Annotated in this window: 22 protein-coding genes; 11 read left to right on the top strand and 11 right to left on the bottom strand. The window is 70.4% G+C overall.

What is annotated here, in order from left to right:
- Positions 1-7: 7 nt before the first annotated feature.
- Positions 8-310 carry a hypothetical protein gene (locus EXU32_RS04660; protein WP_130628853.1) on the top strand — a complete coding sequence of 101 codons (303 nt, stop codon included), beginning with the start codon at positions 8-10 and terminating at the stop codon, positions 308-310.
- A 32-nt stretch (positions 311-342) separates the two neighbouring features.
- On the opposite strand, the gene EXU32_RS04655 is transcribed toward EXU32_RS04660, so the two are convergent.
- From EXU32_RS04655 to EXU32_RS04645, 3 genes are read right to left on the bottom strand one after another with little or no spacing between them, the layout of a single operon-like run.
- Positions 343-1,662, bottom strand: coding sequence for a uracil-xanthine permease family protein (locus EXU32_RS04655; RefSeq protein WP_130628852.1), 1,320 nt, complete (start codon positions 1,660-1,662; stop codon positions 343-345).
- A gap of 15 nt (positions 1,663-1,677) precedes the next feature.
- On the bottom strand, positions 1,678-2,151 hold the full coding sequence (locus EXU32_RS04650; protein WP_130628851.1) for a hypothetical protein: 474 nt from the start codon (positions 2,149-2,151) through the stop codon (positions 1,678-1,680).
- A complete protein-coding gene (locus EXU32_RS04645) occupies positions 2,148-3,125 on the bottom strand; it encodes a GNAT family N-acetyltransferase (protein WP_165399574.1) in 978 nt (325 codons plus the stop codon). Before EXU32_RS04645 ends, EXU32_RS04650 begins: the two co-directional genes overlap by 4 nt.
- A 46-nt stretch (positions 3,126-3,171) precedes the next feature.
- Between EXU32_RS04645 and EXU32_RS04640 the strand changes: the two genes are divergently transcribed.
- Genes EXU32_RS04640 through EXU32_RS04625 form a run of 4 tightly spaced genes read left to right on the top strand, consistent with a single transcriptional unit; the run spans position 3,172 to position 8,369 of the window.
- The gene (locus tag EXU32_RS04640) at positions 3,172-5,757 is read left to right on the top strand and encodes a DEAD/DEAH box helicase (protein ID WP_130628849.1); all 2,586 of its coding nucleotides are present in this window, start codon (positions 3,172-3,174) and stop codon (positions 5,755-5,757) included.
- Between the two features lie 24 nt (positions 5,758-5,781).
- On the top strand, positions 5,782-7,257 hold the full coding sequence (locus EXU32_RS17640; RefSeq protein WP_130628848.1) for an ABC transporter substrate-binding protein/permease: 1,476 nt from the start codon (positions 5,782-5,784) through the stop codon (positions 7,255-7,257).
- Positions 7,244-8,077: an amino acid ABC transporter ATP-binding protein gene (locus EXU32_RS04630; RefSeq protein WP_130628847.1), complete on the top strand. Its 834-nt coding sequence runs from the start codon at positions 7,244-7,246 to the stop codon at positions 8,075-8,077. Before EXU32_RS17640 ends, EXU32_RS04630 begins: the two co-directional genes overlap by 14 nt.
- Before the next feature lie 7 nt (positions 8,078-8,084).
- Positions 8,085-8,369: a DUF4031 domain-containing protein gene (locus EXU32_RS04625; RefSeq protein ID WP_130628846.1), complete on the top strand. Its 285-nt coding sequence runs from the start codon at positions 8,085-8,087 to the stop codon at positions 8,367-8,369.
- Here the strand turns inward: EXU32_RS04625 and EXU32_RS04620 are convergent.
- On the bottom strand, positions 8,326-8,985 hold the full coding sequence (locus tag EXU32_RS04620; protein WP_130628845.1) for an HD domain-containing protein: 660 nt from the start codon (positions 8,983-8,985) through the stop codon (positions 8,326-8,328). The genes EXU32_RS04625 and EXU32_RS04620 overlap by 44 nt on opposite strands.
- An 18-nt stretch (positions 8,986-9,003) precedes the next feature.
- On the opposite strand from EXU32_RS04620, the gene EXU32_RS04615 reads away from it, so the two are divergent.
- Positions 9,004-10,503, top strand: coding sequence for a purine-cytosine permease family protein (locus EXU32_RS04615; RefSeq protein WP_130628844.1), 1,500 nt, complete (start codon positions 9,004-9,006; stop codon positions 10,501-10,503).
- Positions 10,500-11,069 (top strand): cysteine hydrolase family protein, encoded by a 570-nt coding sequence (locus EXU32_RS04610; RefSeq protein WP_278044456.1) that lies wholly within the window; start codon positions 10,500-10,502, stop codon positions 11,067-11,069. The genes EXU32_RS04615 and EXU32_RS04610 overlap by 4 nt, the downstream gene beginning before the upstream one ends.
- A gap of 3 nt (positions 11,070-11,072) precedes the next feature.
- On the opposite strand, the gene EXU32_RS04605 is transcribed toward EXU32_RS04610, so the two are convergent.
- The gene (locus EXU32_RS04605; protein WP_130628843.1) at positions 11,073-11,492 is read right to left on the bottom strand and encodes a VOC family protein; all 420 of its coding nucleotides are present in this window, start codon (positions 11,490-11,492) and stop codon (positions 11,073-11,075) included.
- Positions 11,493-11,501: 9 nt separating this feature from the next.
- A complete protein-coding gene (locus tag EXU32_RS04600; RefSeq protein ID WP_130628842.1) occupies positions 11,502-12,419 on the bottom strand; it encodes a LysR family transcriptional regulator ArgP in 918 nt (305 codons plus the stop codon).
- A gap of 69 nt (positions 12,420-12,488) precedes the next feature.
- On the opposite strand from EXU32_RS04600, the gene EXU32_RS04595 reads away from it, so the two are divergent.
- Positions 12,489-13,082, top strand: coding sequence for a LysE/ArgO family amino acid transporter (locus EXU32_RS04595; RefSeq protein WP_130628841.1), 594 nt, complete (start codon positions 12,489-12,491; stop codon positions 13,080-13,082).
- 6 nt (positions 13,083-13,088) lie between these two features.
- Here EXU32_RS04595 and hflX read toward each other — a convergent pair whose 3' ends face one another.
- Entirely contained in the window at positions 13,089-14,588 is a 1,500-nt protein-coding gene (gene hflX / locus EXU32_RS04590; RefSeq protein ID WP_207233875.1) for a GTPase HflX, read from the bottom strand.
- Between the two features lie 82 nt (positions 14,589-14,670).
- Here hflX and EXU32_RS04585 point away from each other — a divergent pair, with 82 nt between their 5' ends.
- Complete coding sequence (locus EXU32_RS04585; RefSeq protein WP_242612883.1) at positions 14,671-16,086, top strand: amino acid permease; 1,416 nt, start codon at positions 14,671-14,673, stop codon at positions 16,084-16,086.
- On the opposite strand, the gene EXU32_RS04580 is transcribed toward EXU32_RS04585, so the two are convergent.
- Together EXU32_RS04580 and EXU32_RS04575 are read right to left on the bottom strand one after the other, a co-directional pair.
- Entirely contained in the window at positions 16,056-17,582 is a 1,527-nt protein-coding gene (locus tag EXU32_RS04580; protein ID WP_130628839.1) for an alkaline phosphatase D family protein, read from the bottom strand. The genes EXU32_RS04585 and EXU32_RS04580 overlap by 31 nt on opposite strands.
- Before the next feature lie 67 nt (positions 17,583-17,649).
- Positions 17,650-19,356: a glycerol-3-phosphate dehydrogenase/oxidase gene (locus EXU32_RS04575; RefSeq protein WP_130628838.1), complete on the bottom strand. Its 1,707-nt coding sequence runs from the start codon at positions 19,354-19,356 to the stop codon at positions 17,650-17,652.
- A 59-nt stretch (positions 19,357-19,415) separates the two neighbouring features.
- On the opposite strand from EXU32_RS04575, the gene glpK reads away from it, so the two are divergent.
- Positions 19,416-20,948, top strand: coding sequence for a glycerol kinase GlpK (glpK, locus tag EXU32_RS04570; protein ID WP_130628837.1), 1,533 nt, complete (start codon positions 19,416-19,418; stop codon positions 20,946-20,948).
- 13 nt (positions 20,949-20,961) lie between these two features.
- Here the strand turns inward: glpK and EXU32_RS04565 are convergent, their stop codons facing one another.
- Complete coding sequence (locus EXU32_RS04565; protein ID WP_165399573.1) at positions 20,962-22,608, bottom strand: HNH endonuclease; 1,647 nt, start codon at positions 22,606-22,608, stop codon at positions 20,962-20,964.
- Positions 22,609-22,753: 145 nt separating this feature from the next.
- Here EXU32_RS04565 and EXU32_RS04560 point away from each other — a divergent pair, with 145 nt between their 5' ends.
- Entirely contained in the window at positions 22,754-23,365 is a 612-nt protein-coding gene (locus EXU32_RS04560; protein ID WP_130628835.1) for a class I SAM-dependent methyltransferase, read from the top strand.
- Here the strand turns inward: EXU32_RS04560 and EXU32_RS04555 are convergent.
- Positions 23,328-24,233, bottom strand: a complete 906-nt coding sequence (locus EXU32_RS04555) for a hypothetical protein (protein WP_130628834.1) — start codon at positions 24,231-24,233, stop codon at positions 23,328-23,330. The genes EXU32_RS04560 and EXU32_RS04555 overlap by 38 nt on opposite strands.
- Between the last annotated feature and the right edge of the window lie 394 nt (positions 24,234-24,627).

The raw sequence follows: 24,627 nt of genomic DNA, 5'->3' as shown, positions 1-24,627 counted from the left end.
TGTCGGCGTGGGCCGCTTCGTCGAGGATGATGAGGTCTTCGTCGAGGACTTCGTCGAGGTCTTCGTCGGTGACGTGGTGGTGGTGGTCGGCCGCGGTGACGGGGTCTCGCTGGTCAGCTGGATCGACCGTTCTTCGACGGGCGGCGGGTCCGACGGTGACGCCGCCACCCGGAACCCCAGCAGGACGAGCAGGGGCACGCAGAGCATGGCGGCGATGAGGACTCCGTCGCGGCCGACGCGACGGCGGGGGCTGGGCTTCATGGGCCTCACGCTAGGCCGACGGGATGAGCCGTGGGTGAGCGCTGGATGAGGAGATCTTCATCTTCGGTGCTCACCCGGTGCTCACGCGGTGGGCGTGAGCGGGTCGGGCACGGCTCGGGTCACGAGGTTGATGCCGCGCATGAGGTGGAAGCCGACGAGCGCGGCGACCGTGCCGAGGGCGATCCCTGCGAACTGCAGGTCGCCGACCGACCAGGTGAAGTCGGCGATGCCGATGATCAGGGCGACCGCGGCCGTCATCAGGTTGATCGGGTTGCCGAAGTCGACCTTGGCCTCCACCCAGATCTTGGCGCCCAGCAGTCCGATCATCCCGTAGAGGACGACGCCCGCGCCGCCGAGCACGCCCTGGGGCACGGTCGCGATGGCCTCGCCGAACTTGGGCGAGAAGGACAGCAGGAGCGCGACGACCGCCGCGACCCAGTAGGCGGCCGTCGAGTACACCCGGGTCGCCGCCATGACCCCGATGTTCTCGGCGTAGGTCGTCGTGCCGGACCCACCGCCAGCCCCCGCCAGGGTCGTCGCCAGCCCGTCGGCGATGAGCGCACGCCCGGTGATCGGGTCGAGGTCCTCGCCCGTCATCGAGGCGACGGACCGCACGTGCCCGACGTTTTCGGCCACGAGGACGAGGACGACGGGGATGAAGAGCCCGGCCACGGCGATGTCGAAGTGGGGCGCGGTGAAGGTCGGGGCACCGAGCCAGTCGGCCGTCTGGACCTTGGCGAAGTCGACCTCCCCACGAACGACAGCGGTGAGGTAGCCCGCCGCGACACCGACCAGGATCGCGATGCGGGAGAAGAGGGTCCGTGTCGCGACGGTGACGAGCAGGATGACGGCGACCGTCACGAGGCCGGTCACGGGCGAGACGATGAAGTTGGTCTTCGCGCTCGGCGCGAGGTTGAGCCCGATGAGCGCGACGATCGCGCCGGTGACGGTGGCGGGCATGATCGCCCGTAACCACCGGTCTCCGGCGAGCTGGACGACGACCCCGAGCAGGGCCAGCGTGATGCCCGCCATGACGACGCCGCCGAGGGCGGTCGGCATGTCATGGCTCGTGGAGGCCGCGGCGAGAGGTGCGATGAAGGCGAAGGAGCTGCCGAGGTAGCTCGGCACCCGCCCCGCGGTGATGAGCAGGAAGAGCATCGTGCCGACGCCGCTGAAGAAGAGCGTCGTCGCCGGCGGCAGTCCGGTGATGAGCGGGACGAGGAAGGTCGCGCCGAACATCGCGACGACGTGCTGCGCCCCCAGGCCGATGGTCCGCGGCCAGGACAGCCGCTCCCCCGGCGTGACGACCTCGCCCGGCAGGACCTCGCGGCCGTCGCCGTGCAACCGCCACCCCAGGCCGAAGGGGGGTCGGGTCTCGGTGTCCTGATCGGTCTGGGTCATGCGCCGAATGCTAGGTCAGCGGCGGACGAGCTTGGACCACAGCCACGGTGTGCGCGAGGGGATCTCCACGGAGGCACCCGTCGGCGGGCCCTCGTCGACGTCGTCGAAGAGCAACGCGTGGCCCGGCACCTCGCCGGTGAGGGTCCTCGGGTCGATGCTCTCGACCGCGGCCCGGGCGAGCACGTCCTCGCCGGTGCCGGGGTCACCGGCCGTGTCGTAGAGGAGCACCTGCGTCCCCAGCAGCGCCGCGAGGGAGCTCAGCCGCCTGGACGAGATGCCGGCCAGCCCGGCACTCACCGCGAGGGTCCAGCGACCGGTCGCCCCGGGCAGCGGAGGCAGCAGCCCCGTCGCGGAGGAGGCCCGGACGGCCTCGGCTGCCTCGACGGTGCGACCACCGGTCAGGCCGAGCGCCTCGGCGACCTCGGCCTGGGACCGGTCGAGGACCGCGAGCCACGCCGTCGCCTGCCCGAAGGGCTCGAGGTGGGTCACAGCGAGCGCGCCATGATCACACCGTCCCGGTCGTCACCGGGGGCGACGCGGACCCCGCCGGGGATGCGGCCGACCTCGGTGTAGCCGTACCGGGTGTAGAACTCGCCGAGGCCCGTGCCTCCCCGGTAGTCCAGGGTCACCAGCTCGACGCCCATCTCCCGGGCGGCCCGGTGCAGGCCCGCCACGAGGAGCGCACCGTGGTTGGTGCCACGACGGGCCGGGTCGGTCATGATCCGCTCGAGGTTGGCGGTGTGCGCCACCGTCGCCCCGGTCGAGCGCGCCACGAAGCCGAAGCCGAGCAGCTCTCCGAGCGGGGAGTTCAGCGCGACGCAGACGGTGCGGCCCTCCGCGAGCCTGGCGATGTAGCCGTCGAGGACCTCGGCCACGTCGTCCTGGCCGGCCCCGGGGGCGAAGCCCACCGCGCCTCCGGAGTCGTTGACCTCGACCCACATCGCGAGCATCGCCTCGCGGGCGCGTGCCGGAACCCGGTCGGCGATGCGGACATAGGGCAGCTCCAGCACCTGCCACTCGTCGCCGTCGACCGTGTGGTCCAGGTCCGGTGCGTGCGCCATGCCGGCGGCCTGGGCGACGAGACGGGTCGCGACGTCGTCGGGAGCGATCCGGATGCGCAGGGGCAGGTCGGGCAGCCACTCGAGGGCGTGCGCGACGACCAACCGCAGCGCCCGCGTGGCCAGGTCGTCACCCCCTTCACCCTCGGTGACGCGGATCGTGACGCGGATGAAGTCGGGATGTGTCCGCAGGCCGACGAACCCGAGCCGGCGGCCGGCCGCGTCGGTGATGATCCACGTCCCGTAGCCGTGCTCGTCCCAGTGCTCGCGCCACATGCGCACGATCTGCGCGGGACGCTCGGCGGTGATCGGCACGCCCATCAGCTCGGCGACGAGCTGGGTGTCGTCGTCGAGCGGCGGGCGCAAGGACAGGTCGTCAGCGGTGATCAGTCGCGGTGTGGTCACGGACCCCATGGTGACACCCGGGTGACGCCGCTGGGACGATGGGCGGATGGCAGCCCCGCTCACCGTCCCCGTCGGTACCGAACCCGACGACCTCTTCGAGCGGTTCTCGGCCTGGACGGCCGGTCGCGGGCTGACGCTCTACCCGCACCAGGAGGAGGCGCTCCTCGCCCTCCTCGGCGACGACCACGTGGTCCTCGCGACGCCCACCGGCTCCGGCAAGTCCCTCGTCGCGACGGGCGCGATCGCCCACGCGATGGCCAAGGACGAGGTCGCCTTCTACACCGCGCCCATCAAGGCGCTCGTCTCCGAGAAGTTCTTCGACCTGTGCGAGACCTTCGGCGCGGACAACGTCGGCATGCTCACCGGGGACGCGTCGGTCAACGCCGACGCGCCCGTGATCGTCTGCACCGCAGAGGTGCTCGCCAACCTCGCCCTGCGCGAAGGGAGCGAGGCCGACGTCGGTCTCGTGGTCATGGACGAGTTCCACTACTACGCCGAGCCCGAGCGTGGCTGGGCCTGGCAGGTCCCGCTGCTGGAGCTGCCGCAGGCGCAGATGCTGCTGATGTCCGCGACGCTCGGGGACACCCGGGCGATCGAGGAGGACCTGCTCGAGCGCACCGACCGCGATGTCGTCGTCGTCAAGGACGCCGAGCGACCCGTGCCATTGACCTTCTCGTGGGCGCTCACCCCGATCCAGGAGACGATCGAGGAGATCCTCGAGTGGCGCCGGGCTCCGGTCTACGTGGTCCACCAGACCCAGGCCAATGCCGCCGAGCACGCCAGGCTGCTGCAGACGCTCAAGCTGCTCGACAAGGACGAGAAGCAGGCGATCGCCGACCGGCTCGCCGGCTTCCGCTTCTCCGCGGGCTTCGGCCGGACGTTGAGCGGCATGCTGCGCCGCGGCGTCGGCGTGCACCACGCCGGCATGCTCCCGCGGTACCGACGGCTCGTCGAGCAGCTCGCCCAGGCGGGGATGCTCAAGGTCATCTGCGGCACGGACACGCTCGGCGTCGGCATCAACGTGCCGATCCGCACGGTCCTCTTCACCTCCCTCACCAAGTTCGACGGGTCGCGCCACCGGGTGCTGCGGGTGCGCGAGTTCCTCCAGATCGCCGGCCGCGCGGGTCGCGCCGGCTACGACACCGAGGGCTACGTCGTCGTGCAGGCCCCCGAGCACGTCATCGACAACCACCGAGCGCTGCTCAAGGCGGGCGACGACGAGAAGAAGCTCAAGAAGGTCCAGCGCAAGAAGCCGCCGGAGGGCTTCGTCGTGTGGACCGAGGAGACCTTCACCAAGCTGACGACCAATGCGCCGGAGACGCTGCGCTCACGGATGAAGGTCGACAACTCGATGATCCTCAACGTCGTCGCCCGCCCGGGCGACCCGGTCACCGCGCTCTCGCGGCTCACCCGGGACAACCACGAGGACGCTCGCGGACGCACCCGTCTGGCGCAGCGGACCATCCGCCTGGGCCGCAGCCTGCTCGACTCCGGTGTGCTGGAGCGCCTCCCCGAGCCGGACGAGACCGGCCGCACCGTGGCCCTGACCCTCGACCTGCCGCGCGACTTCGCGCTCAACCAGCCGCTCGCCCCCTTCGCGCTGGCGGCTCTGGACCTGCTCGACGAGGACTCCCCCACCCACGCCCTCGACGTGGTCTCCACCATCGAGGCGGTGCTGGAGGCTCCCTTCGCCGTGCTCATGGCCCAGCAGCACGCCGCCCGTGGCGAGGCGATCGCCGAGATGAAGACCGACGGCATCGAGTACGAGGAGCGGATGAAGCTCCTCGAGGAGATCACCTGGCCACGACCGCTCGCCGACGAGCTGGCAGCGGCCTTCGAGACCTACCGGCAGACCCACCCGTGGCTGCCGGAGGAGTCGCTCATCCCGAAGTCGATCGTGCGACTGATGTGGGAGGAGGGCATGTCCTTCGCGGACTTCGTGCGGCGCTTCACCCTCGGCCCGCGCGAGGGCCTCGTCCTGCGCTACCTCACCGACGCCTACCGCACCCTCATGCGCACAGTGCCCGATGTGCACTCCTCCCCCGAGCTGGAGGAGATCATCGACTGGCTCGGCGAGACCGTGCGCCAGACCGACAGCTCGCTGCTCGACGAGTGGGAGGCGCTCGCCGACCCGGACTCGGTCGCCGCCCTCGCCCAGGGGCGCGACGCGGCCCCGCCGCCACGCCCGCTGAGTGCCCGCACCGGCCCCTTCCGCGCGATGGTGCGCGGCGCCCTGTGGCAGCGGGTGGACAAGGCCGCGCGCGACGACCTCTCCGCGCTCAGCGCGATCGAGACCGCCGCGGCCGAGCTCGCCGACGACGACCGCTCACCGGTCATGCGCCACGACGACTGGGACACCGCCCTGGGCGACTACTGGGAGGAGCACGACCGCATCGGCACCGACCAGGACGCCCGCGGACCCCACCACCTGCACATCGAGGAGGCGACGGGTCGCCCGCCCGGCGTCGACGACGCGGCCGAGGTCGACGACGCGCGGCTGTGGCGGGTGCGCCAGACCCTCGCCGACCCTGCCGGTGACCACGACTGGGTCATCGAGGCCGAGGTCGACCTCGATGCGTCCGACCGCATCGGTGAGGCCGTCGTGCTCGCGACCGCCCTGCGCCGGCTGTGACCCCGGGCATATCCTGAGCCCCTGATGATCACGCTCCCCCGGCGCCTGGCGCACCTCGTCCTCGCCCTGGCGATCGCGTTGACCCCCGCGCTGCTGTCCGCACCCGGGGCAGCAGCGGCCCCGAGGTCGGGCTCGGTCGCGCCGGCCGCCGCCTCGGACGCCATCCCCAACCCCCTGCGGGTCGGCACCGAAGGGGTGTACGCCCCCTTCTCCGTCAAGAAGGGCGACGAGTTCACCGGATTCGACGTCGAGGTGATGAAGGCCGTCGGCGAGCATCTCGGGGTGGAGGTCGAGTTCGTCGGGACGCCGTGGGACTCGATGTTTGCCGCCCTCGGCGCCGGGCGCTTCGACATCGTCGCCAACCAGGTCAACGTCAACCCCGAACGCAAGCAGCTCTACGACCTGTCCGATCCCTACGTCGACACCTCGGGTGTCCTCGTCGTGGCCGAGAACAACCCCGAAGGCATCACCAAGCTCACCGATCTCAAGGGCAAGCGGTCCGCGCAGAACATCACGAGCAGCTGGGCCGGCGTCGCCAAGGACTACGACGCCAAGATCATCGGCGTCGACGGCATGAACGAGGCGATGGCCAGCCTCAAGGAGCACCGCGTCGACGCGATCGTCAACGACAAGCTCGCCGTGCGCAACTACATCGCGACCAGCCCCGACCCGGGGGTCAAGATCGTGGCCGAGACGGACGAAAAGGCCCAGTCCGTTTTTGCCGCGAAGAAGGGCTCGGGCTACATGCCCGCCATCAACAAGGCCCTGGCCGAGATGGAAGCGGACGGCAGCACCCAGGCGATCTACGACAAGTACTTCACCGCCGACAACGCCACGCCGGGCGCATGGGAGCTCATCAAGGCCAATGCCTGGCCGATGGCCGTCGCCGCAGTCAAGGTGACCATCCCCCTGACGGCGATCTCGTTCGTCGTCGGCTTGGCTCTCGCGCTTGCTGCGGCCCTGGGCCGGATGTCGACCTCGGCCGTGCCTCGCGGCATCGCCCGGGCCTACATCTCGATCATCCGCGGCACCCCCCTGCTCGTGCAGCTGTTCCTGATCTTCTACGCGTTGCCCGAGATCGGCATCGACCTGCCGCCCTTCGTCGCCGCGGTCATCGCCCTGTCGCTCAACGTCGGTGGCTATGCGGCAGAGGTGATCCGCTCGGCGGTCGAGTCGATCCCCAAGGGGCAGTGGGAGGCGGCTCAGACGATCGGCATGAGCCGGGCGACCGCGATGCGACGGATCGTCCTGCCGCAGGCCACCCGCACCGCGATCCCACCCTTGTCCAACACGCTGATCTCCCTGCTCAAGGACACCTCACTCACCTCGATCATCCTCGTCGTCGAGCTGACCCAGGCGGCGCGGTTCGCGGCCGCCCCGACCTTCCAGTACATGCCGATGTTCGGTCTCGCCGCTCTCTACTACTGGATCATCTGCACCGTCCTGTCGCTCGTGCAGGACCGCGCCGAGGAGAGGTTCAGCCGCTATGTCGCCGTCTGACGCACCCGTCACCACGCCCCGTGTGCCCGCTGCGTCCGGCACGCCGGTCGTGTCCGCGCGCAATGTGCGCAAGAGCTTCGGGGACAAGGAGGTCCTGCGGGACATCTCCTTCGACGTCCCCGAGGGTGGCGTGACCGTCGTCCTCGGTCCCTCCGGGTCGGGCAAGACGACCCTGCTGCGGGCCCTCGGAGGTCTCGAGCGCCCTGACGCCGGCACCATCACCATCGGTGACGCGAGCGTGGACTTCGCGCAGCTGACACCCAACCGGCACGGCCGCCTGCCCCGCGCCCAGCGTGAGCAGGAGGACGCCCTGGCCGCGCAGAGCGGCTTCGTCTTCCAGGGGCACAACCTCTTCGCCCACAAGACCACCCTCGACAACATCACCGAGGGACCGATCGTCGTCCAGGGCGAGGACCCGCAGTCCGCTCGCGAGCGGGCGAAGGCACTGCTGGAGCAGGTGGGCCTGTCCGAGCACGCCGACAAGTACCCCTTCCAGCTCTCGGGCGGTCAGCAGCAGCGGGTCGGCATCGCCCGGGCCCTCGCCCTGCGGCCCTCGGTCGTGCTCTTCGACGAGCCGACCTCCGCGCTCGACCCGGAGACCGTCGGCGAGGTGCTCACCGTCATGCGTGACCTGGCCGAGCAGCGCTGGACCATGGTCGTCGTCACGCACGAGATCCGCTTCGCCCGCGAGGTGGCCGACGACGTGCTCTTCATCGACGGCGGTGTCGTCGTCGAGCGAGGCGCCCCGGAGCAGGTCATCCTCGAGCCGCAGGAGCCTCGCACCCAGGCCTTCCTCAAGCGCATCCTCGACCCGCTGTGAGCCACGCGTGATCCTTGTCGACCCGCCCACCTGGCCCGGCTGGGGACGCGTCTGGAGCCACCTGGTGTCCGACTCCTCGCTGGAGGAGCTGCACGCCTTCGCCGAGGGGGTGGGCATCCCGCGCAAGCTCTTCGACGAGGACCACTACGACGTGCCGATCGAGCGCTACGACGAGGTCGTCGCCGCGGGGGCGAGCGAGGTCAGCGGGTCCGAGCTGATCCGTCGGCTGATCCGCAGCGGGCTGCGGATCACGCAGGCCCAGCGAGACGGGCGATCTCCCGACGCAGGTTGAGCCGGGCGCGCTGGGTCCAGTGCTCGTGCGCGTGGTCGGTGAGGTAGAGGCGCTCCCGCTCGACGAAGGGGGTCAGCACCGCGATCCGTCCGCGTGCGTAGTCCGCGGGGGCGAACATCCCGTACTCGATGCGGACCTGGTGGCAGTAGGCGTCGAAGCGCTCGGCCGGTGCCGAGAGGATCCACAGGTCGGCGTCGTGGAAGGCGCGGGTCGCCGGGTCGTCGGCGGTCATCTCGTGGGTGGCGCTCTCCCGCACCAGCATCGCCACGGTGTCCGTCAGCTCCGCCGGCAGCCCGATGGCCGGCAGGCGCTCCTCCGCCAGGCGCGCCGAGGCCTCCTCGTTGGCACCGGGCGCGGCAGCCGGGTCGTAGACCGCGTCGTGGTACCAGGCCACCAGACCGGCCAGGTGACGCTCGCGAGCGGGGAGGTCACCCCCTTCGTGCAGCTCGTCGAGGGCCGCGAGGACCTCGGCCAGGTGCACCGCGTCGTGGTACGAGCGGTGGTCCTCCAGCCAGCGATCGAGCAGGTCGGTCCCCTCCGCGGCGAGCAGCGAGCGGTCCGCCGCCGGGCACAGTGCGACGACATCGGCGTGCCATCGGCTCCTGAGGGTGTCCACGTGTGCAATTCTGCCCGAATGAGCGCTGATACCCGCAGGGGCGACACCCTCGACTCGGTCCGTCGTGCCGGGGTCGAGACCACCGGCATCGAGATCATCGACGAGGCCGACCGCACCGCCAAGCCCGCGGACCTCTTCTGGCCGTGGTTCGCCGCCAACGTGTCCGTCTTCGGGATCTCCTACGGCAGCTTCGTCCTCGGCTTCGGGATCTCCTTCGTCCAGGCGCTGGTCGTCTCGGTGCTGGGGATCGTCATCTCCTTCCTGCTCTGCGGGCTCGTCGCCGTCGCGGGCAAGCGGGGCTCGGCCCCGACGATGGTCATCTCCCGGGCCGCCTTCGGCGTGCAGGGGCAAAAGCTCCCCGGTGTCGTCTCGTGGATCGTCTCGATCGGCTGGGAGACCTTCCTGGCGATCATGGCGACCCTGGCGACCGCCACCGTCATGCGCGAGCTCGGCTGGGGCGGTGGGACACCCACCAAGATCATCGCGATGCTCGTCGTCGCCGCCCTCATCGTCACCGCCTCCGTGGCGGGCTACCACCTGATCATGCGGATGCAGTCCCTGCTCACCTGGCTGACCGGCATCGCGACCATCGTCTACATCGCCCTGACCGTCGGGCACATCGACTTCTCGGCCCTCACCGCGCTCGAGGGCGGCTCGCTGCAGCAGGTGCTCGGCGCGCTCATCATGGTGATGACCGGCTTCGGCCTCGGGTGGATCAACATCGCCGCCGACTGGTCGCGCTACCAGAGCCGGGAGGCCTCCTCCGGCGCCATCGTCGCGTGGAACACGCTGGGCGGTGCCCTCGCCCCGGCCCTGCTCGTCGCCTACGGCATCGGGCTCGCCGGGTCGGACGCCACGCTGAGCGAAGGCATCGCCGCCGACCCGGTCGGCACCCTCGCGACGATCCTGCCGACCTGGTACCTCGTGATCTTCGGCGTGGCCGCCGTGCTCGCGCTCGTCTCCGGCGCCGTCCTGGGCATCTACTCGTCGGGGCTGACGCTGCTCAGCCTCGGGGTGCGCATCCCGCGTCCCGCCGCGGCCGGCGTCGACGGGCTGCTGCTCACCCTCGGCACGATCTACGTCGTCTTCTTCGCGGAGAACTTCCTCGGCCCCTTCCAGTCCTTCCTCATCACCCTCGGGGTCCCGCTCGCCGCGTGGGCAGGGATCTTCCTGTCCGACTTGGCGCTGCGCCGCCGGGACTACGACGAGGAGGCGCTCTTCGACTCCCGCGGCCGCTACGGCGCCGTCGACTGGATCTCGGTCGGCACGATGGTGCTCACCTCGATCATCGGCTGGGGCCTGGTCACCAATGCCATGCCCGACTCCACATGGAACAACTGGCAGGGCTACCTGCTCAAGGCCTTCATGGGCACCGAGCTCGTCGAGGACCCCACCGGCAACTATTGGAACGGCGACTGGTCCTATGCCAACCTCGGCGTCCTCGTCGCGCTCGTGCTGGCCTTCGTCATCACCTACATCGCCCGCCGCGGCGTCGTGCGCCGTCAGGAGCAGGTGTGAGTGACCTCCCCGACCTGAGCGACGCCTGGCTCGTCGTCATCGACCCGCAGAGGATCTTCGCCGACAGCGGCAGCGAGTGGGGCTCGCCGATGTTCGACGCGGCACTAGGCCCGATCAAGAGCCTGCGCTCGGGCTTCGGCGCGGACCGCACCATCGTCACGCGCTGGCTGCCGGGCACCGACAGGGATGGCTCCTGGGGGCCCTACTTCGAGCGGTGGTCCTTCGCCGACAAGCCCGACACCGACCCACTCTTCGACCTCGTCTCCCCCGCCAACGGCTGGAGCAGCCGCGGCACGGTCGATGTCTCGACCTTCGGCAAGTGGGGTCCGGGCCTGACCCGGCTCACCGGCGAAGCGCCCACCCTCGTCCTGGCCGGGGCGGCCACGGACTGCTGCGTCATCTCCACGGCCCTGCCCGCCGCCGACGCCGGCGCCACCGTCGTGGTGGCCGCCGACGCCTGCGCCGGGTCGAGCGAGGACAACCACGCCGCGGCCCTGCAGGTCATGGGGCTCTACGCCCCGCAGATCGAGGTCGTGAGCAGCGCCGAGGTCCTGGCGGCGCGCTAGGACTCAGCCCGGCTGACCCGGGCCAGCGATGTTGACCATCCACGGGATGCCGAAGCGGTCGGTGAAGGAGCCGTACTCGTCGCCCCACATCTGCATCTCGAGGGGCATCTCGATGGTGCCGCCCTCGGTCAGACCCGCCCAGTAGCCACGGAGGCGCTCGGTCTCGTCGCCGCTGATGCTCACGGTGATGCTGGTGCCCGGCGTGGACTGCATGCCGGGCGGGGTGTCGCTGGCGAAGATCGTGTAGCCGGCCTCGGTCTGCAGGCTGGCGTGCATGACCTGGTCGGCGATGTCGCCGGCGTCGGGCATGTACTCGCCGAAGGTGTTGATGACCAGGTCACCCCCGAGGACCGACTGGTAGAACTCCATCGCCTCGCGGGCGTTGGCGTCGAAGTTGAGGTACGGGTTGAGTGTGGAAGCCATGCGCCAACGCTAGACCTGCGCACCGACAGCCGGAAGACTCGATCGACGAACGGGTCTCAGCCCACGAGCGGCGGCGTGGACGGCCTCGGTGAGGCGGGTGATCCTGGGCGTCTGCAGCGTCCAGACCTGCCAGTGGAGGGGCACGTCCCGGTGCGCCCGCTGGCGCAGGAGCACCAGCGCGCCGCTCTCGAGATCGTCACCCAGCTGCGCCTCGGGCACCATCGCCCACCCCAGGCCGGCCTTCACCGCCGCGACAAAACCCTCCGACGACGGCACCTGGGAGGCCGGCGGGGCCACCGTGACGCCGAGATCCCGCAGCACCCCCTGCTGCAGGTCGTCCTTGGCGTTGAAGCGCAGCACCGGCATCGCGTCCCACGCGTACCCGCGACCTCGGGCGAAGCGCTCGGCCAGCTCGGGTGACGCCACCGGCAGGTAGCGCATCGCTCCCAACGGCTCGGTGCGGCACCCCGCGACCGGCACCGGGTCGGCCGTCACCGCGCCGACCACGGCTCCCCGACGCAGGTGGTCGGCGCTGTACTCCTCGTCCTCGACCTCCAGGTGGAGCAGGGTGTCGTCCCACCCGGCTGCTGCCGCGAGGACCGGCACGAACCAGGTCGCGAGGGAGTCGGCGTTGACGGCGACGGGCAGGTGGACGGCGGCAGCACCCCCTTCGCCAGCGTCGCCGAGCGCCACCCGCACGTCCTCCTCGAGGAGGACCATCTGGCGCGCTGCCCGCACGATGGTCTCCCCCGCGTCCGTCGCGCGGCAGGGGGTCGTGCGCTCGACGAGGACCCGACCGGTGTCGCGCTCGAGCGCCTTGATCCGCTGGCTGACGGCGGAGGGGGTGAGGTGCAATGCCCGCGCCGCCGCCTCGAAGGTGCCATGGTCGAGGACCGCCAGGAGCGCGCGCAGCTGATCGAGGTGCATGCAGCAACTCTAATGATCGGATCAAAACATTCGCTGGGCTTCACGAGACCAGCGACCTAGTGTCATCGCGTGACCCTCTCCGCGCTCGCCGGCCTGCTCACCGGCCTCACCCTCATCGTCGCCATCGGCGCGCAGAACGCCTTCGTCCTGCGCCAGGGCATCCGACGCGAGCACCTCGCCCCCGTGGTGCTCATCTGCATCGTCGCCGATGTCCTGCTCATCGGGCTGGGCACCGCCGGCGTCGGAGCACTGGTGAGCGCTCACCCCGGGCTCGTGCGGGTCGTCACCTGGCTGGGCGCGGCCTACCTCGTCGGCTACGGCCTGGTCGCGCTGCGTCGGGCAGCCCGCCCGGAGGCGTTGTCCGCCTCGGTGGCGGCCTCCCGCGGGTCGGTCGTGGCGACGACGCTGGCCATCACCTTCCTCAACCCGCACGTCTACCTCGACACCGTGCTCATGCTCGGGTCGATCGCCAACGGTCACGGGGAGCAGCGCTGGGCCTTCGCGGGAGGCGCGGCCGCGGGCAGTGCGATCTGGTTCACCGCCCTGGGTCTGGGCGCCCGCGCGTTGGCCGGCCCGCTCGGCCGACCGGGGACCTGGCGGGTCCTCGACGGGGTGATCGGCGTGACGATGGTCGGCCTGGCGGTCCTTCTCGTGACGAGGTGAGGAGCCTCAGCCAGCAGCGGCGAAGGGGGTCAGCTCCGATGCGAGGTCGGGGTTGACCCGGGCGCGCAGACGGGTGCCGTCGGCGACGTGGTCCTCCGAGAGGATCTCGGCCTCGTCGTGCAGCCGGCTGACCAGGTCACCGCGCGCATAGGGCACGAGGACCTCGACATCGATGTCCGGCTTGGGCAGCTCCTCGGCGATCAGCTCCAGGAGCTCGGGGATGCCCCGGCCCGTGCGGGCGGACACGGCGAGGGAGTGCTTCTCGTGCAGGAGGATACGGTCGATGACCTCGGGGTCGGCGGCATCGGCCTTGTTGATGACGATGACCTCCTTGACGTCGGTCGCCTCGACATCGGCCAGCACGCTGCGCACCGCCGAGATCTGCCCCTCGGGGTCGGGGTGCGAGCCGTCCACGACGTGGAGCAGCAGGTCGGCCTCGCCGACCTCCTCGAGCGTGGAGCGGAAGGCCTCGACGAGCTGCGGCGGCAGCTCGCGGACGAACCCGACGGTGTCGGCGAGGGTGAACTCGCGCCCGTCGACCGTCTCGGAGCGCCGCACGGTGGTGTCGAGGGTCGCGAAGAGCTGGTTGTCGACGAGCACCCCCGCGTGGGTGAGGCGGTTGAGCAACGTCGACTTGCCGGCGTTGGTGTAGCCGGCGATGGCGACGGACGGCGTGCCGTTGCTGCGGCGGGAGGAGCGCTTGGTGTCGCGGTGGGTCTTCATCCCCGCGATGTCGCGCTTGAGCTTGGCGATGCGGGTGTTGATGCGACGGCGGTCGAGCTCGATCTTGGTCTCACCGGGACCACGCGACCCCATGCCCTGGCCACCGGCCGCCTGACCACCTGCCTGACGGGACATCGACTCGCCCCAGCCACGCAGACGAGGCAGCAGGTACTGCAGCTGGGCCAGCTCGACCTGTGCCCGGCCCTCACGCGACTGGGCGTGCTGGGCGAAGATGTCCAGGATCAGCGCGGTCCGGTCGATGACCTTGACCTTGACCACGTCCTCGAGCGCGCGCCGCTGGCTCGGGCTCAGCTCGGTGTCGCAGACGACGGTGTCGGCGCCCTGCGCCTCGACGATCTCCCGCAGCTCCAGCGCCTTGCCGGAGCCGAGATAGGTGCCGGGGTCGGGGTTCTGCCGGCGCTGCAGGACGCCCTCGAGGACCTCCGAGCCGGCCGTCTCGGCGAGGGCGGCGAGCTCGCGCATCGAGTTCTCGGCGTCCTCGACGCTGCCCTGCGTCCACACGGCCGCGAGGACCACGCGCTCGAGGCGCAGCTGGCGGTACTCGACCTCGGTGATGTCCTCGAGCTCGGTCGACAGGCCCTGCACACGGCGAAGGGCGGAGCGTTCCTCGCGGTCGAGCTGGTCGCCGTCGTAGGTCCCGCCGTCGACGAAGCCGTCGTCGTCGGCCAGCGCCTGGGCGCGGCGGGAGAGGACTCGGTCGATCGTGGCGTCGATGGCGCCTTGGTCGCTCGTCACGTCGTGGTCGTCAAGTGGTTCTGTCATGTTCTCCTCAGGATCTCACCTTCCAACCCCATCGATCCACCCATTAGTCCCCCATCGCGCTCCGCGCGTAGTCTCGGACCTCGTGTCCGACCACCTCGAGCGGGGCCTGAACCCTCGCCACGTCCAGTTCATCGCCCTCGGTACCGCCATCGGGACCGGCCTCTTCTTCGGCTCGTCCGAGACGATCCAGGCCGCCGGACCGGCGGTGCTCATCGCCTACCTCGTGGCCGGCGCGATGGTCTTCATCGTCATGCGGGCACTCGGTGAGATGGCCGTGCGCCACCCCGTCGCAGGGTCCTTCGCCCAGTACTCCGGGTCCTTCCTCGGGCCCTTCGCCGGATTCATCACCGGGTGGGTCTTCTGGCTCGAGCTGGCGGTCGTGGCCGTTGCCGACATGACGGCCGTCGCCACCTACATGGGGCTGTGGTTCCCCGACGTGCCCGGCTGGGTGTGGATGGTCGCCGCCATCGCCTTCATCGGCTGCCTCAACCTGATGGCCGTGCAGGTCTTCGGCGAGATGGAGTTCTGGTTCTCCCTCATCAAGGTGCTGGCGATCATCGCCCTCGTCATCGGCGGGCTCGCGCTCATCGTCTGGGGCAAGGAGGTCGGCGGGACCACCCCCGACTTCGCCAACCTGTGGAGCAACGGCGGGTTCGCCCCCTTCGGCCTGTGGGGGATCATCATGAGCCTGAGCGTCGTCGTCTTCTCCTTCGGCGGGATCGAGACGCTCGGCATGACCGCCGGCGAGGCCGACGACCCGGACCGCTCGATCGCCCGGGCGGTCAACACGGTGCCCTTCAGGATCCTGCTCTTCTACGTCGCCGCGCTCGCGGTCATCATGTCGATCATCCCGTGGAGCGAGGTGACCGGCGAGACCTCACCCTTCGTCGAGGTCTTCGCCGCCCTCGACATCCCGGCGGCCGAGCACATCATGAACTTCGTCGTCCTCACCGCCGCCCTGTCGGCGATGAACGCGATCTTCTACGCCTGCTCCCGCACCATGTACGGCCTCGCCGAGCAGGGGCACGCCCCTCGCTCCTTCCTACGGCTCTCACGCCACGGCCACATCCCCGTCGTGCCCGTGCTGTGCATGTTCGTCACCGGCGCCGTGGGCATCGCGCTCTACCTGACCATCGAGGACCGGCTCTTCTTCTACGTCGCGGCCATCGCCACCTTCGCCACGGTCTTCACCTGGCTGATGATCCTGCTCGCCCACTGGCGGATGCGGGCGCGGATGGCCCGCGAGGGCGCGGCGGCGACGAGCTACGCGATGCCGCTCTTCCCCGTGCTCAACGTCGTCGCGATCGCCTTCATGGTCGGGGTCATCGTGCTGCTGGCGACCACCGACTCGGGTCGCAACGCCTTCTACGTGGGGGCCGGCGCGCTGGTGCTGCTCACCGCCGCGTACTTCGGCTTCGTGCGAGGCGTTGGGAGGGAGCCGATCGTGCTCCCTCCCCACACCGTCGATCAGCGCTCGGGCGACAGCTCCCGCGTGTAGAGCACGCTCCCCTTCGCGTCCCTCAGGGTGATGGTCAGGGCCCCGTCGTCGTCGATGTCGGCGTGCCCGAAGAACTGGTTGCCGCCGCGCGGCGACTGGTTGGCGTAGTCGGCCGTCTTGATGAAGTCGACCCGCGGGCCGAAGGTCGCATCCATCTCGTTGGGCCCGAAGGTCCCCGCGTTGATCGGGCCGGCGACGAACTCCCAGAAGGGAGAGAAGTCGGTGAAGGCGGCCCGCTCGGGGCTGTAGTGGTGCGCCGCGCAGTAGTGCACGTCAGCGGTGATCCACACGACGCCGGGTACGTCCTTGATCTCGCGCAGCAGCCAGGCCAGCTCGATCTCCTTGCCCAGCGGGGCGCCCGGGTCCCGGTTGGACAACGACTCCTGCAGGTCACCGTCCGGCACGACGATGCCGAGCGGCAGGTCGGCGGAGATGACCTTCCACGTCGCCGTGGAGCGCTTCAGCTCGGTGACGAGCCAGCGGACCTGCTCGTCACCGATGAGGCTCGTGCGCTCACGCTCGAGGCCGGGCGTGTTGGGGTCCTTGAAGGTGCGCATGTCGAGGCAGAAGACGTCCAGGTGCTTGCCCCGGGCGACCTTGCGGTGGATGCGCTGACCCTCCCGACGGTCCTGGCCGTTGCTGATCGGCTGCCACTCCCACCACGCGCGCTTGGAGCGCGTCGCGAGGACGTCGACCCGACGCTCCACGTCGTAGCGCGGGTCCTCGAGGACCTCGCCGGGGTACCAGTTGTTGGTCGTCTCGTGGTCGTCCCACTGGGCGAGGACGGGGACCTCGGCGTACATCCCGGTGAGGTTGTCGTCCAGGTGGTTGTAGCGGTGGCGCCCGCGGAACTGGGCGAGGGTCTGCGCGACCTCGGTGACCTCCGGGATGACCAGGTTGCGCCAGACCTGCCCGTCGGGCTCGGTGACGCTCGCCTCGATGGGTCCGTCGGCGTAGATCGTGTCGCCGCAGTGGACGAAGAAGTCGGGGCGGGTCGCGTGCATCGTCGCGTAGGCGGTGTAGCCGCCGAGGTCGGGGTTGATCCCCCAGCCCTGCCCGGCGGTGTCGCCCGTCCAGACGAAGGACTGCCCGGCCCGCCCCGTGGCGGCGGTGGTGAAGGACAGGTCGCGGGTCTCCCCCCTTCGCCCGTGCTCGTCCTCGAAGGCGACCTCGATCTCGTGGCGACGACCCGGCGCGAGGTGGCGCAGGTCGATCTTGCCCGTGTGGTCCGTGCCCGGGGTCACCCACGGCCCGCGGATGGTCCGGCGGGAGCGCCCGGGGCCCCGGAGGGTGGCGACCATGCGCGAAGGGCGGTCCGCCCGGGCCCAGATGACGCCACCGTCGGTCGTGACGTCACCCGAGGCGACGCCGGAGGGCATCAGGGGGCGACCACGGTGGACCTGGGCGGGAGCCGCGGAGGCTGCCGCCGGGAGCGACAGTGCCCCGGCGGCGACGGCGGTCGTGGACAGGACGGTACGACGGGTGATCTCGGCCATGCGGCCAGAGTGACGCCCCCAGGTGTCCGTCACGTCCGACTTCGGTGACGAGCACGTGGACGGCGGGTCAGCCCTTGGCCAAGGTCCTGATGTCCGTCGCCTCGGTGCGCTCGGCGTCGGCCCGCTCGTCCTCGGTCATCTGCTGGCTCTCGATCTCGGCCTGCACCCGGCGCAGGTAGTGCTGCACCTCCGAGTGGGTCCGCTCCTCGTCCCAGCCGAGCTCTGCGGCCAGGATCGGGCCGGCGGTCTGGGCGGCGAGCACACCGCGGTCCTTGGTCTCGATGGAGATCCGGGTGCGACGGGTCAGCAGGTCGTTGAGGTGGAGCGTCGCCTCGTGCCGCGCCGCGTAGACGACCTCGACAGTGAGGTACTCCTCGGCGCCCACCAGCGGCGTTGCCAGAGAGCGGTCCTCGTCGATGAGGTGGAAGAGGTCGACGGCCAGCGAGCCGTAGCGGTCGAGCAGGTGCGTCAGGCGCCAGACGGGCAGGTCGTGGCGGCGGCTGAGGGTGTCGAGCTGGTTGACCAGGGCGGGGTAGCCCTCTGCCCCGATGAGCGGGATGTGCTCGGTGACGCTGTCCGGGACGCCGGGCGAGAGGTCCTCGCGCGCTGCGTCGACGGCGTCCTGCGCCATGATCCGGTAGGTCGTGTACTTGCCGCCGGCGATCGAGACGAGCCCCGGCTGGGGTCGGGCCACCGCGTGCTCTCGGCTGAGCTGCGAGGACTCCTCGGACTCCCCCGCCAGCAGCGGGCGCAGACCGGCGTAGACGCCCTGGATGTCGTCGCGGGTCAGCGGCGTGACGAGGACGCCGTTGATCTGCTCGAGGATGTAGTCGATGTCCGCGGACGTCGCCGCAGGGTGTGCCCGCGAGAGGTTCCAGTCGGTGTCGGTCGTGCCGATGATCCAGTGGGTGCCCCACGGGATGCAGAAGAGGACGGACTTTTCCGTCCGCAGGATCAGACCCGTCTCGGAGTTGACCCGGTCACGGGCCACGACGATGTGCACGCCCTTGCTCGCGCGCACGTGGAACCGGCCGCGGCCGCCGGCCATCCGCTGGATGTCATCGGTCCACACACCGGTGCAGTTGATGACGACCGAGGCTTTGACCTCGACCTCGTCGCCCGACTCGACGTCGAGGACCGTCGCACCCACGACCCGCTCACCTGCGTGCAGCAGGCCGGTGACCTTTGCGGAGTTGAGGACGGCTGCTCCGTAGGAGGCAGCGGTACGCACGACCGTCAGGGTGTGACGAGCGTCGTCGCACTGGGCGTCGTGGTAGAGCAGGCCGCCGTGGTGGACCGACGGCTTGAGGCCGGGGGCGATCCGCCGCACTCCCCCCTTCGTCAGCTGCTTGGTGCGGGGCACCGACCGGCCGCCGCCCATCGAGTCGTAGAGCGTGAGCCCTGCGGTCACGTAGGGCCGCTCCCAGATCGGGTGCGAGAGCGGGTAGAGGAAGGAGACCGGCTTGACCAGGTGGGGCGCGATGCGCGTGAGCATCAGCTCGCGCTCCTTGAGCGCCTCGCGGACGAGCCCGAAGTTGAGCTGCTCGAGGTAGCGCACACCGCCGTGGAAGAGCTTGCTGGATCGCGATGAGGTGCCCGAGGCGAAGTCGCGTTGCTCGACGAGAGCCACCTTGAGACCGCGGGTGGCGGCGTCCAGTGCGACACCTGCACCGGTCACGCCACCGCCGATGACGAGGACGTCGAGGTCCTCTTCGGCGATGCGGCGCCAGGCCGCGGCGCGCTGCTGAGGGTCGAGCGGGGTAGGATTCGGCATGGCACAACGGTAGTCGCGCTCCCCTCCATCGGCGAAGGCGACCTGACAGGATGCCGGACATGAGTGCACCGAAGACATACGTGCTGGCCATCGACCAGGGGACGACGAGCACCCGGGCGATGGTCTTCGACCGGGATGGCACCGTGATCGCGAGCGACCAGATCGAGCACGAGCAGATCTTCCCCAGGGCCGGCTGGGTCGAGCACGATGCCTTGGAGATCTGGGACAACACGCGCCGGGTCATCGGCGGCGCGCTCGGCAAGGCCAACCTCAACAGCGGCCACATCGAGGCCGTCGGGATCACCAACCAGCGCGAGACGACGGTCGTGTGGGACAAGGCCGACGGCCGGCCGATCCACCATGCCGTCGTCTGGCAGGACACCCGGACGCAGGGGCTCGTCGACGAGCTCGCCCGGGACGGTGGTCTGGACCGCTTCAAGGAGGTGTCCGGGCTGCCGCTCGCGACCTACTTCGCCGGGCCCAAGATCGCCTGGATCCTCGACCATGTCGAGGGCGCGCGCGAGCGGGCAGAGGCGGGCGAGCTGCTCGCGGGGACCATGGACACCTGGGTGCTGTGGAACCTCACGGGTGGTGGGGAGAACGCCGGCGTCCACGTCACCGACGTCACCAACGCCTCGCGCACGATGCTCATGGACCTGAAGACGCTCTCGTGGGACGAGGCGACCTGCGAGGCGATCGGGGTGCCGATGCAGCTGCTCCCCGAGATCCGTTCGTCGTCCGAGGTCTACGGCGAGTGCAAGCCCGGTGTGCTCAACGGGACGCCCATCGCCGGGATCCTCGGCGACCAGCAGTCGGCGACCTTCGGCCAGGCGTGCCTGACGCCGGGGTCGGCGAAGAACACCTACGGCACGGGCAACTTCATGCTGCTCAACACGGGGAGCGAGATCGTCACGAGCGACAAGGGTCTGCTGACGACCGTCTGCTACCAGCTGGGTGAGGAGCCGGCGGTCTACGCGCTGGAGGGGTCGATCGCCGTCACGGGGTCGCTCATCCAGTGGCTGCGGGACAACCTGGGCTTCATCAAGGGGGCCCCCGAGGTGGAGCAGCTCGCCGGGAGCGTCGAGGACAACGGTGGGGTGTACTTCGTCCCGGCCTTCTCCGGACTCTTCGCCCCGCACTGGCGACCGGACGCGCGGGGAGCGATCCTCGGGCTGACCCGATTCGCCAACAAGGGCCACATCGCGCGGGCGGCCCTGGAGTCCACGGCCTACCAGACCAAGGACGTCCTCGACGCGATGCAGGAGGACGCCGAGCGGGCCGGTGGGCGTCTCACCGAGCTCAAGGTCGATGGCGGCATGGTCGCCAACGACACGCTCATGCAGTTCCAGGCAGACGTGCTCGGTGTCGACGTCGTGCGGCCCAAGATCGCCGAGACCACCGCCCTCGGCGCCGCCTACGCCGCAGGTCTGGCCGTCGGGTACTGGGGATCGACCGACGAGATCGTCGACAACTGGGCCGAGGACCAGCGGTGGTCTCCGTCGATGGATGAGGACGAGGTGGCTCGGTTGCACCGCAACTGGACCAAGGCGATCAGCAAGACCTTGGACTGGGTGGACGAGGACGTGGTCTGACCGCAGCCGTGACCTATGCGGCCCCGAGCAGTCCCTCGAAGTGCACCTCGATCGCTGACCTCGTGGCGTCGATGGTGTCGACGGCGTTGACCGGGCGCCGTCGGGTCGCGTCGCCCACCGGGCGCCGTCGGGTCGCGTCGCCGACCGGGCGCCGTCGGGCCGTCTCCCCCGCCAGGGGTGGGCGCGACCGGGGTCGCCCGTGGCCCAGCAGGGGCGGCGCCGTGCAGGTGTACTCGTTGCCCGTGGGGGTGGTCAGGGTGACTTCGTGGGGACCGCCACCGGGATCCAAGCCGGTGGAGGTGACCTCGGCCCGCCAACCGGGAGCCTCCTTGACCAGGTTGTGGCCCTGGCAGTCACTCATCGCGTTCGCCGCCGAGGTCTCACCACCACGGGCATGCGGACTGACGTGGTCGATGTCGCGGATCGGCGCGCCACAGAAGGGCACCCGGCAGGTCGCATCCCGCAGCTCGATCAGCTGCCTCAGCACCCCGCTGAACAGTCTTCTCCTGGAGTCCATCGCGACCAGGTCGTTGCCGCCCGGAGCGGTCCACAACCGCCGCAACCACGTCGCGGTCCCCGCGTCACACAGACGCAGCAAGTGCTCGCGGGCCATGGCACCGGGCATCGCGCCCCACCCCGGGACCTCCACCTCATCCCGATCACCAGCACCACCAACATCTCTGGCGTAGGTGGAGTCGGCGGAGGCGCTGGCGACGCTAGTGCGGAAGAAGACCGAGCCAGCAGCATCGGCACCGGTACCTTCGCCGGTGCGCACGATCGCTTCCTCACGCATCACCAGAGCGACCTCGACCGGCTGCACCTGACCCTCACACCGGCCAGACAACAACTCCAGGGCGGTGTCGGCCATCCACGCGCCACGGCCACGTTCGTCGGCAGCTCGTGCCTCGTCCACGGCCGGGTCACCGGTCGCGACATACCGTGCCTGCTCGGCCTTCTTCAACGCCGCAAACGCCCCGACCACATCCGTGAGCGGACCCAAGATGCTCAACCACGCCATCCCATCCGCCGCAGGCCGCACACTCACATTCCTGGAAGCGACCGCCTTACGGCGACGCCGCACCAAAGCCTCCGCATCCAGGTCCGCACTCGCCCGATGCGCCGCCGCTGCCAGCTCCTTGTCACTGACCGAGGTCAAGCACCCCGCCAGCCTGCGGTCGGCCTCGACCCGATCCTCGTGGGACAGGCACGCGGTCTCACGGGCCACGATCGTCGCCCGCCACTCACTCAGCTCACCGGTCGTCAACGCCGCCATCGTGTACGGCAGGTCATGCACGAGCGCCTTGGCCAGGCCCACGTGCCGATCCGCCTGACTCGGCGCGCACCGCCGAGCCAACGCCAGCTCCGCCCGCGCCGCACGCCGACGACACGACGCCTCCCGCGCCGAGACCACCCCGTCCGCACGATCACGAGCGATCTGCTCGTCACGGTCCTCGACAAACATCGCCGTCGCGCGAGCCTGCAACGCGGCAGCCGCCCCCTTCGTCGCCTCCATCAGCGTGACCACCCGCAGCAGCTCCGCCTCCGACACCCCCTCCGCCCCAGCACCGCTCAATGCCTCAAGAGCACTAGAAAGACGATCAGGCAGCGCGTCCCCGACCACAGACCCACCCACTGTGGTGCCAGTCCCCTGATCGGTCATCGCGCCTCCCTTCGCTCCCACCATTATCGAACACATGTTCGAAGAATTCAAGAGGGTTGGGGACAACTTTCCCGACCCCGCCAGCCGTACTGCCGCCTGACGACCACAGTGCCACCGGCCCCGACAACGGACTTAGGGTTGTCCCGTGACCGACCACTACTTCACCGACTCCCCCGCGGCGACCGACAAGCAGCGACGGCCCCACGTCGTGGAGCTCGCCGGTCGGGAGGTCACCGTGGAGACCGCGGGCGGCATCTTCTCCCCCGCCGGGCTCGACCGCGCGACGGCCATCCTGCTCGATGAGGTGCCCGAACCCCCTTCTGCCGGAGACCTGCTCGACATCGGCTGTGGCTGGGGACCGATCGCCCTCACCCTGGCGATGCGCTCCCCCGAGGCCACCGTCTGGGCCATCGACGTCACCGAGCGTGCCCTCGACCTCACCCGCCGCAATGCTGCGTCGCTCGGCCTGGCCAATGTCCGGACCGCGCGCCCCGACGAGGTACCGGCGGACCTGGCCTTCGCTGCGATCTGGTCCAACCCGCCGATCCGCATCGGGAAGCCCGCGGTCCACGAGCTGCTGGGCACCTGGCTGCCCCGCCTGGCGAAGGGAGCCGACGCGCACCTCGTCATCGGCAAGAATCTCGGGGCCGACGGTTACGCGGACTGGATCGCCACCGAGCTCGGCCTGCCCACCGAGCGGGTCACGACGAGCAAGGGGTTCAGGATCCTGCGGACCAGCCAGCCCTCGGTGGGTTGACGAGGTCACCCTCCCAGCTGAGGTCGGCGTCCGCGTCGACCTCGAAGGCCTCGAGCCGCTCATCAGCGAGCACCGCGTCGATGAGTGACCGAGGCCCGGCGACGATCGTGCTGTCCCAGTCGATCTCGCTCGCGACCACCCAAGACCGGTCCGCCGGCCAGAGAAGCTGAGGGCTGATGGACGGCGGGAAGCCCGGCTGGAGCCCGAGCCCGGCGCCCTCGGCCCAGCTCGGATCACTCAGCTCGTCGCAGGACGTCGCGAAGAGGATCATCTCGCGGCCCGGCCACTCCAGGTGGGGCCCGTGCTCGGCTGCGAGGCGGATCTCCGGGCGGAGCGACTCCCGCTGCTGCCGCTCGGCCTCCCGCTGGAGCCGGCGCCGCGTGAGCCACGCCCAGAGCCTGCTCCCCTCGATCGCGTAGAGCGCGCGGCCGCTGCCAGTCAGCTCTCCCCAGCCGTTCCAGATCCCCGCGACAAGGTGCTCGGGCGTCGTGGTCGCCGGCGCCAGGTGTTCGGTGAGTGCGGCCAGCAGGTCGAGGTCGAAGTAGCCCTCTCGGGTCTGCCCGAACTGCCAGCCGTCCGCGAAATCCACGCCGTAGTCCAGGTCCGCCAGCCGGTTCCACTGCACGAGCGGGTGCATCGTGAGCCCCTGCCGGCCCGCTGCCTGCGACCAGGTCCACCGCGACTCCTCGAGCACCGGGTGTCCACCCCACTCGTCGGTGATCGACAGGTCCACCCGCGTCGCGGGCACCGGGTGCAGGATCCGTGCGTAGGCCTCGAAGCCCGTGCCCGCCACACCCCCGACCCGACCCCAACCGCCGACCCGCTCGAGCAACCAGTCACCGCAGGACACATCCGTCATCAGCTGCACACAGGCAGCGTAGGACGCGCAGCGCGGCCGACGCGCGTTCAGTCATGGTCGCCCCCATCGCCGACCCGCCACCGACTCGGTGCGGCCCACTCCTCGGCCATCACCTCGACCTGGTCGGCCCCGCGCGCCAGTCTCACGGTCCGGGCGCCTTGCGTCGCGCGGCATGGGACCGAGGAAGAACTCGATGAGCTCGAAGGCCGACCCGGACCGACATGCTGCGCAAGATATCGACCACCTGGCCGCAGCACGCGATGGATCTCGGGCCAGTCGGGCCGAACCGGGTGCCGCGCGGTCACGAGCTCGACCCTCTCGGTCTCCAGCGGCAGCGCCGCGCCCGCCTCGGTCTCGAGGACCCGCACACCGCGGGGGCCGAGCAGGGTCCGGGCTCGCGCGG

The sequence above is a fragment of the Janibacter limosus genome, from assembly GCF_004295485.1.
GTDB classification, from domain to species: Bacteria; Actinomycetota; Actinomycetes; order Actinomycetales; family Dermatophilaceae; genus Janibacter; species Janibacter limosus_A.
This window is presented reverse-complemented; position numbering and strand designations above follow the sequence as displayed.

Bases quoted from the DNA above. Each gene is read 5' to 3' on its own strand.
- EXU32_RS04655 (WP_130628852.1), bottom strand. From the start codon at position 1,662: ATGACCCAGACCGATCAGGACACCGAGACCCGACCCCCCTTCGGCCTG.
- EXU32_RS04575 (WP_130628838.1), bottom strand. From the start codon at position 19,356: ATGCCGAATCCTACCCCGCTCGACCCTCAGCAGCGCGCCGCGGCCTGG.
- EXU32_RS04565 (WP_165399573.1), bottom strand. From the start codon at position 22,608: ATGACCGATCAGGGGACTGGCACCACAGTGGGTGGGTCTGTGGTCGGG.
- glpK (WP_130628837.1), top strand. From the start codon at position 19,416: ATGAGTGCACCGAAGACATACGTGCTGGCCATCGACCAGGGGACGACG.
- hflX (WP_207233875.1), bottom strand. From the start codon at position 14,588: ATGACAGAACCACTTGACGACCACGACGTGACGAGCGACCAAGGCGCC.
- EXU32_RS04640 (WP_130628849.1), top strand. From the start codon at position 3,172: ATGGCAGCCCCGCTCACCGTCCCCGTCGGTACCGAACCCGACGACCTC.
- EXU32_RS04600 (WP_130628842.1), bottom strand. From the start codon at position 12,419: ATGCACCTCGATCAGCTGCGCGCGCTCCTGGCGGTCCTCGACCATGGC.
- EXU32_RS04615 (WP_130628844.1), top strand. From the start codon at position 9,004: ATGAGCGCTGATACCCGCAGGGGCGACACCCTCGACTCGGTCCGTCGT.
- EXU32_RS04605 (WP_130628843.1), bottom strand. From the start codon at position 11,492: ATGGCTTCCACACTCAACCCGTACCTCAACTTCGACGCCAACGCCCGC.
- EXU32_RS04580 (WP_130628839.1), bottom strand. From the start codon at position 17,582: ATGGCCGAGATCACCCGTCGTACCGTCCTGTCCACGACCGCCGTCGCC.
- EXU32_RS17640 (WP_130628848.1), top strand. From the start codon at position 5,782: ATGATCACGCTCCCCCGGCGCCTGGCGCACCTCGTCCTCGCCCTGGCG.
- EXU32_RS04630 (WP_130628847.1), top strand. From the start codon at position 7,244: ATGTCGCCGTCTGACGCACCCGTCACCACGCCCCGTGTGCCCGCTGCG.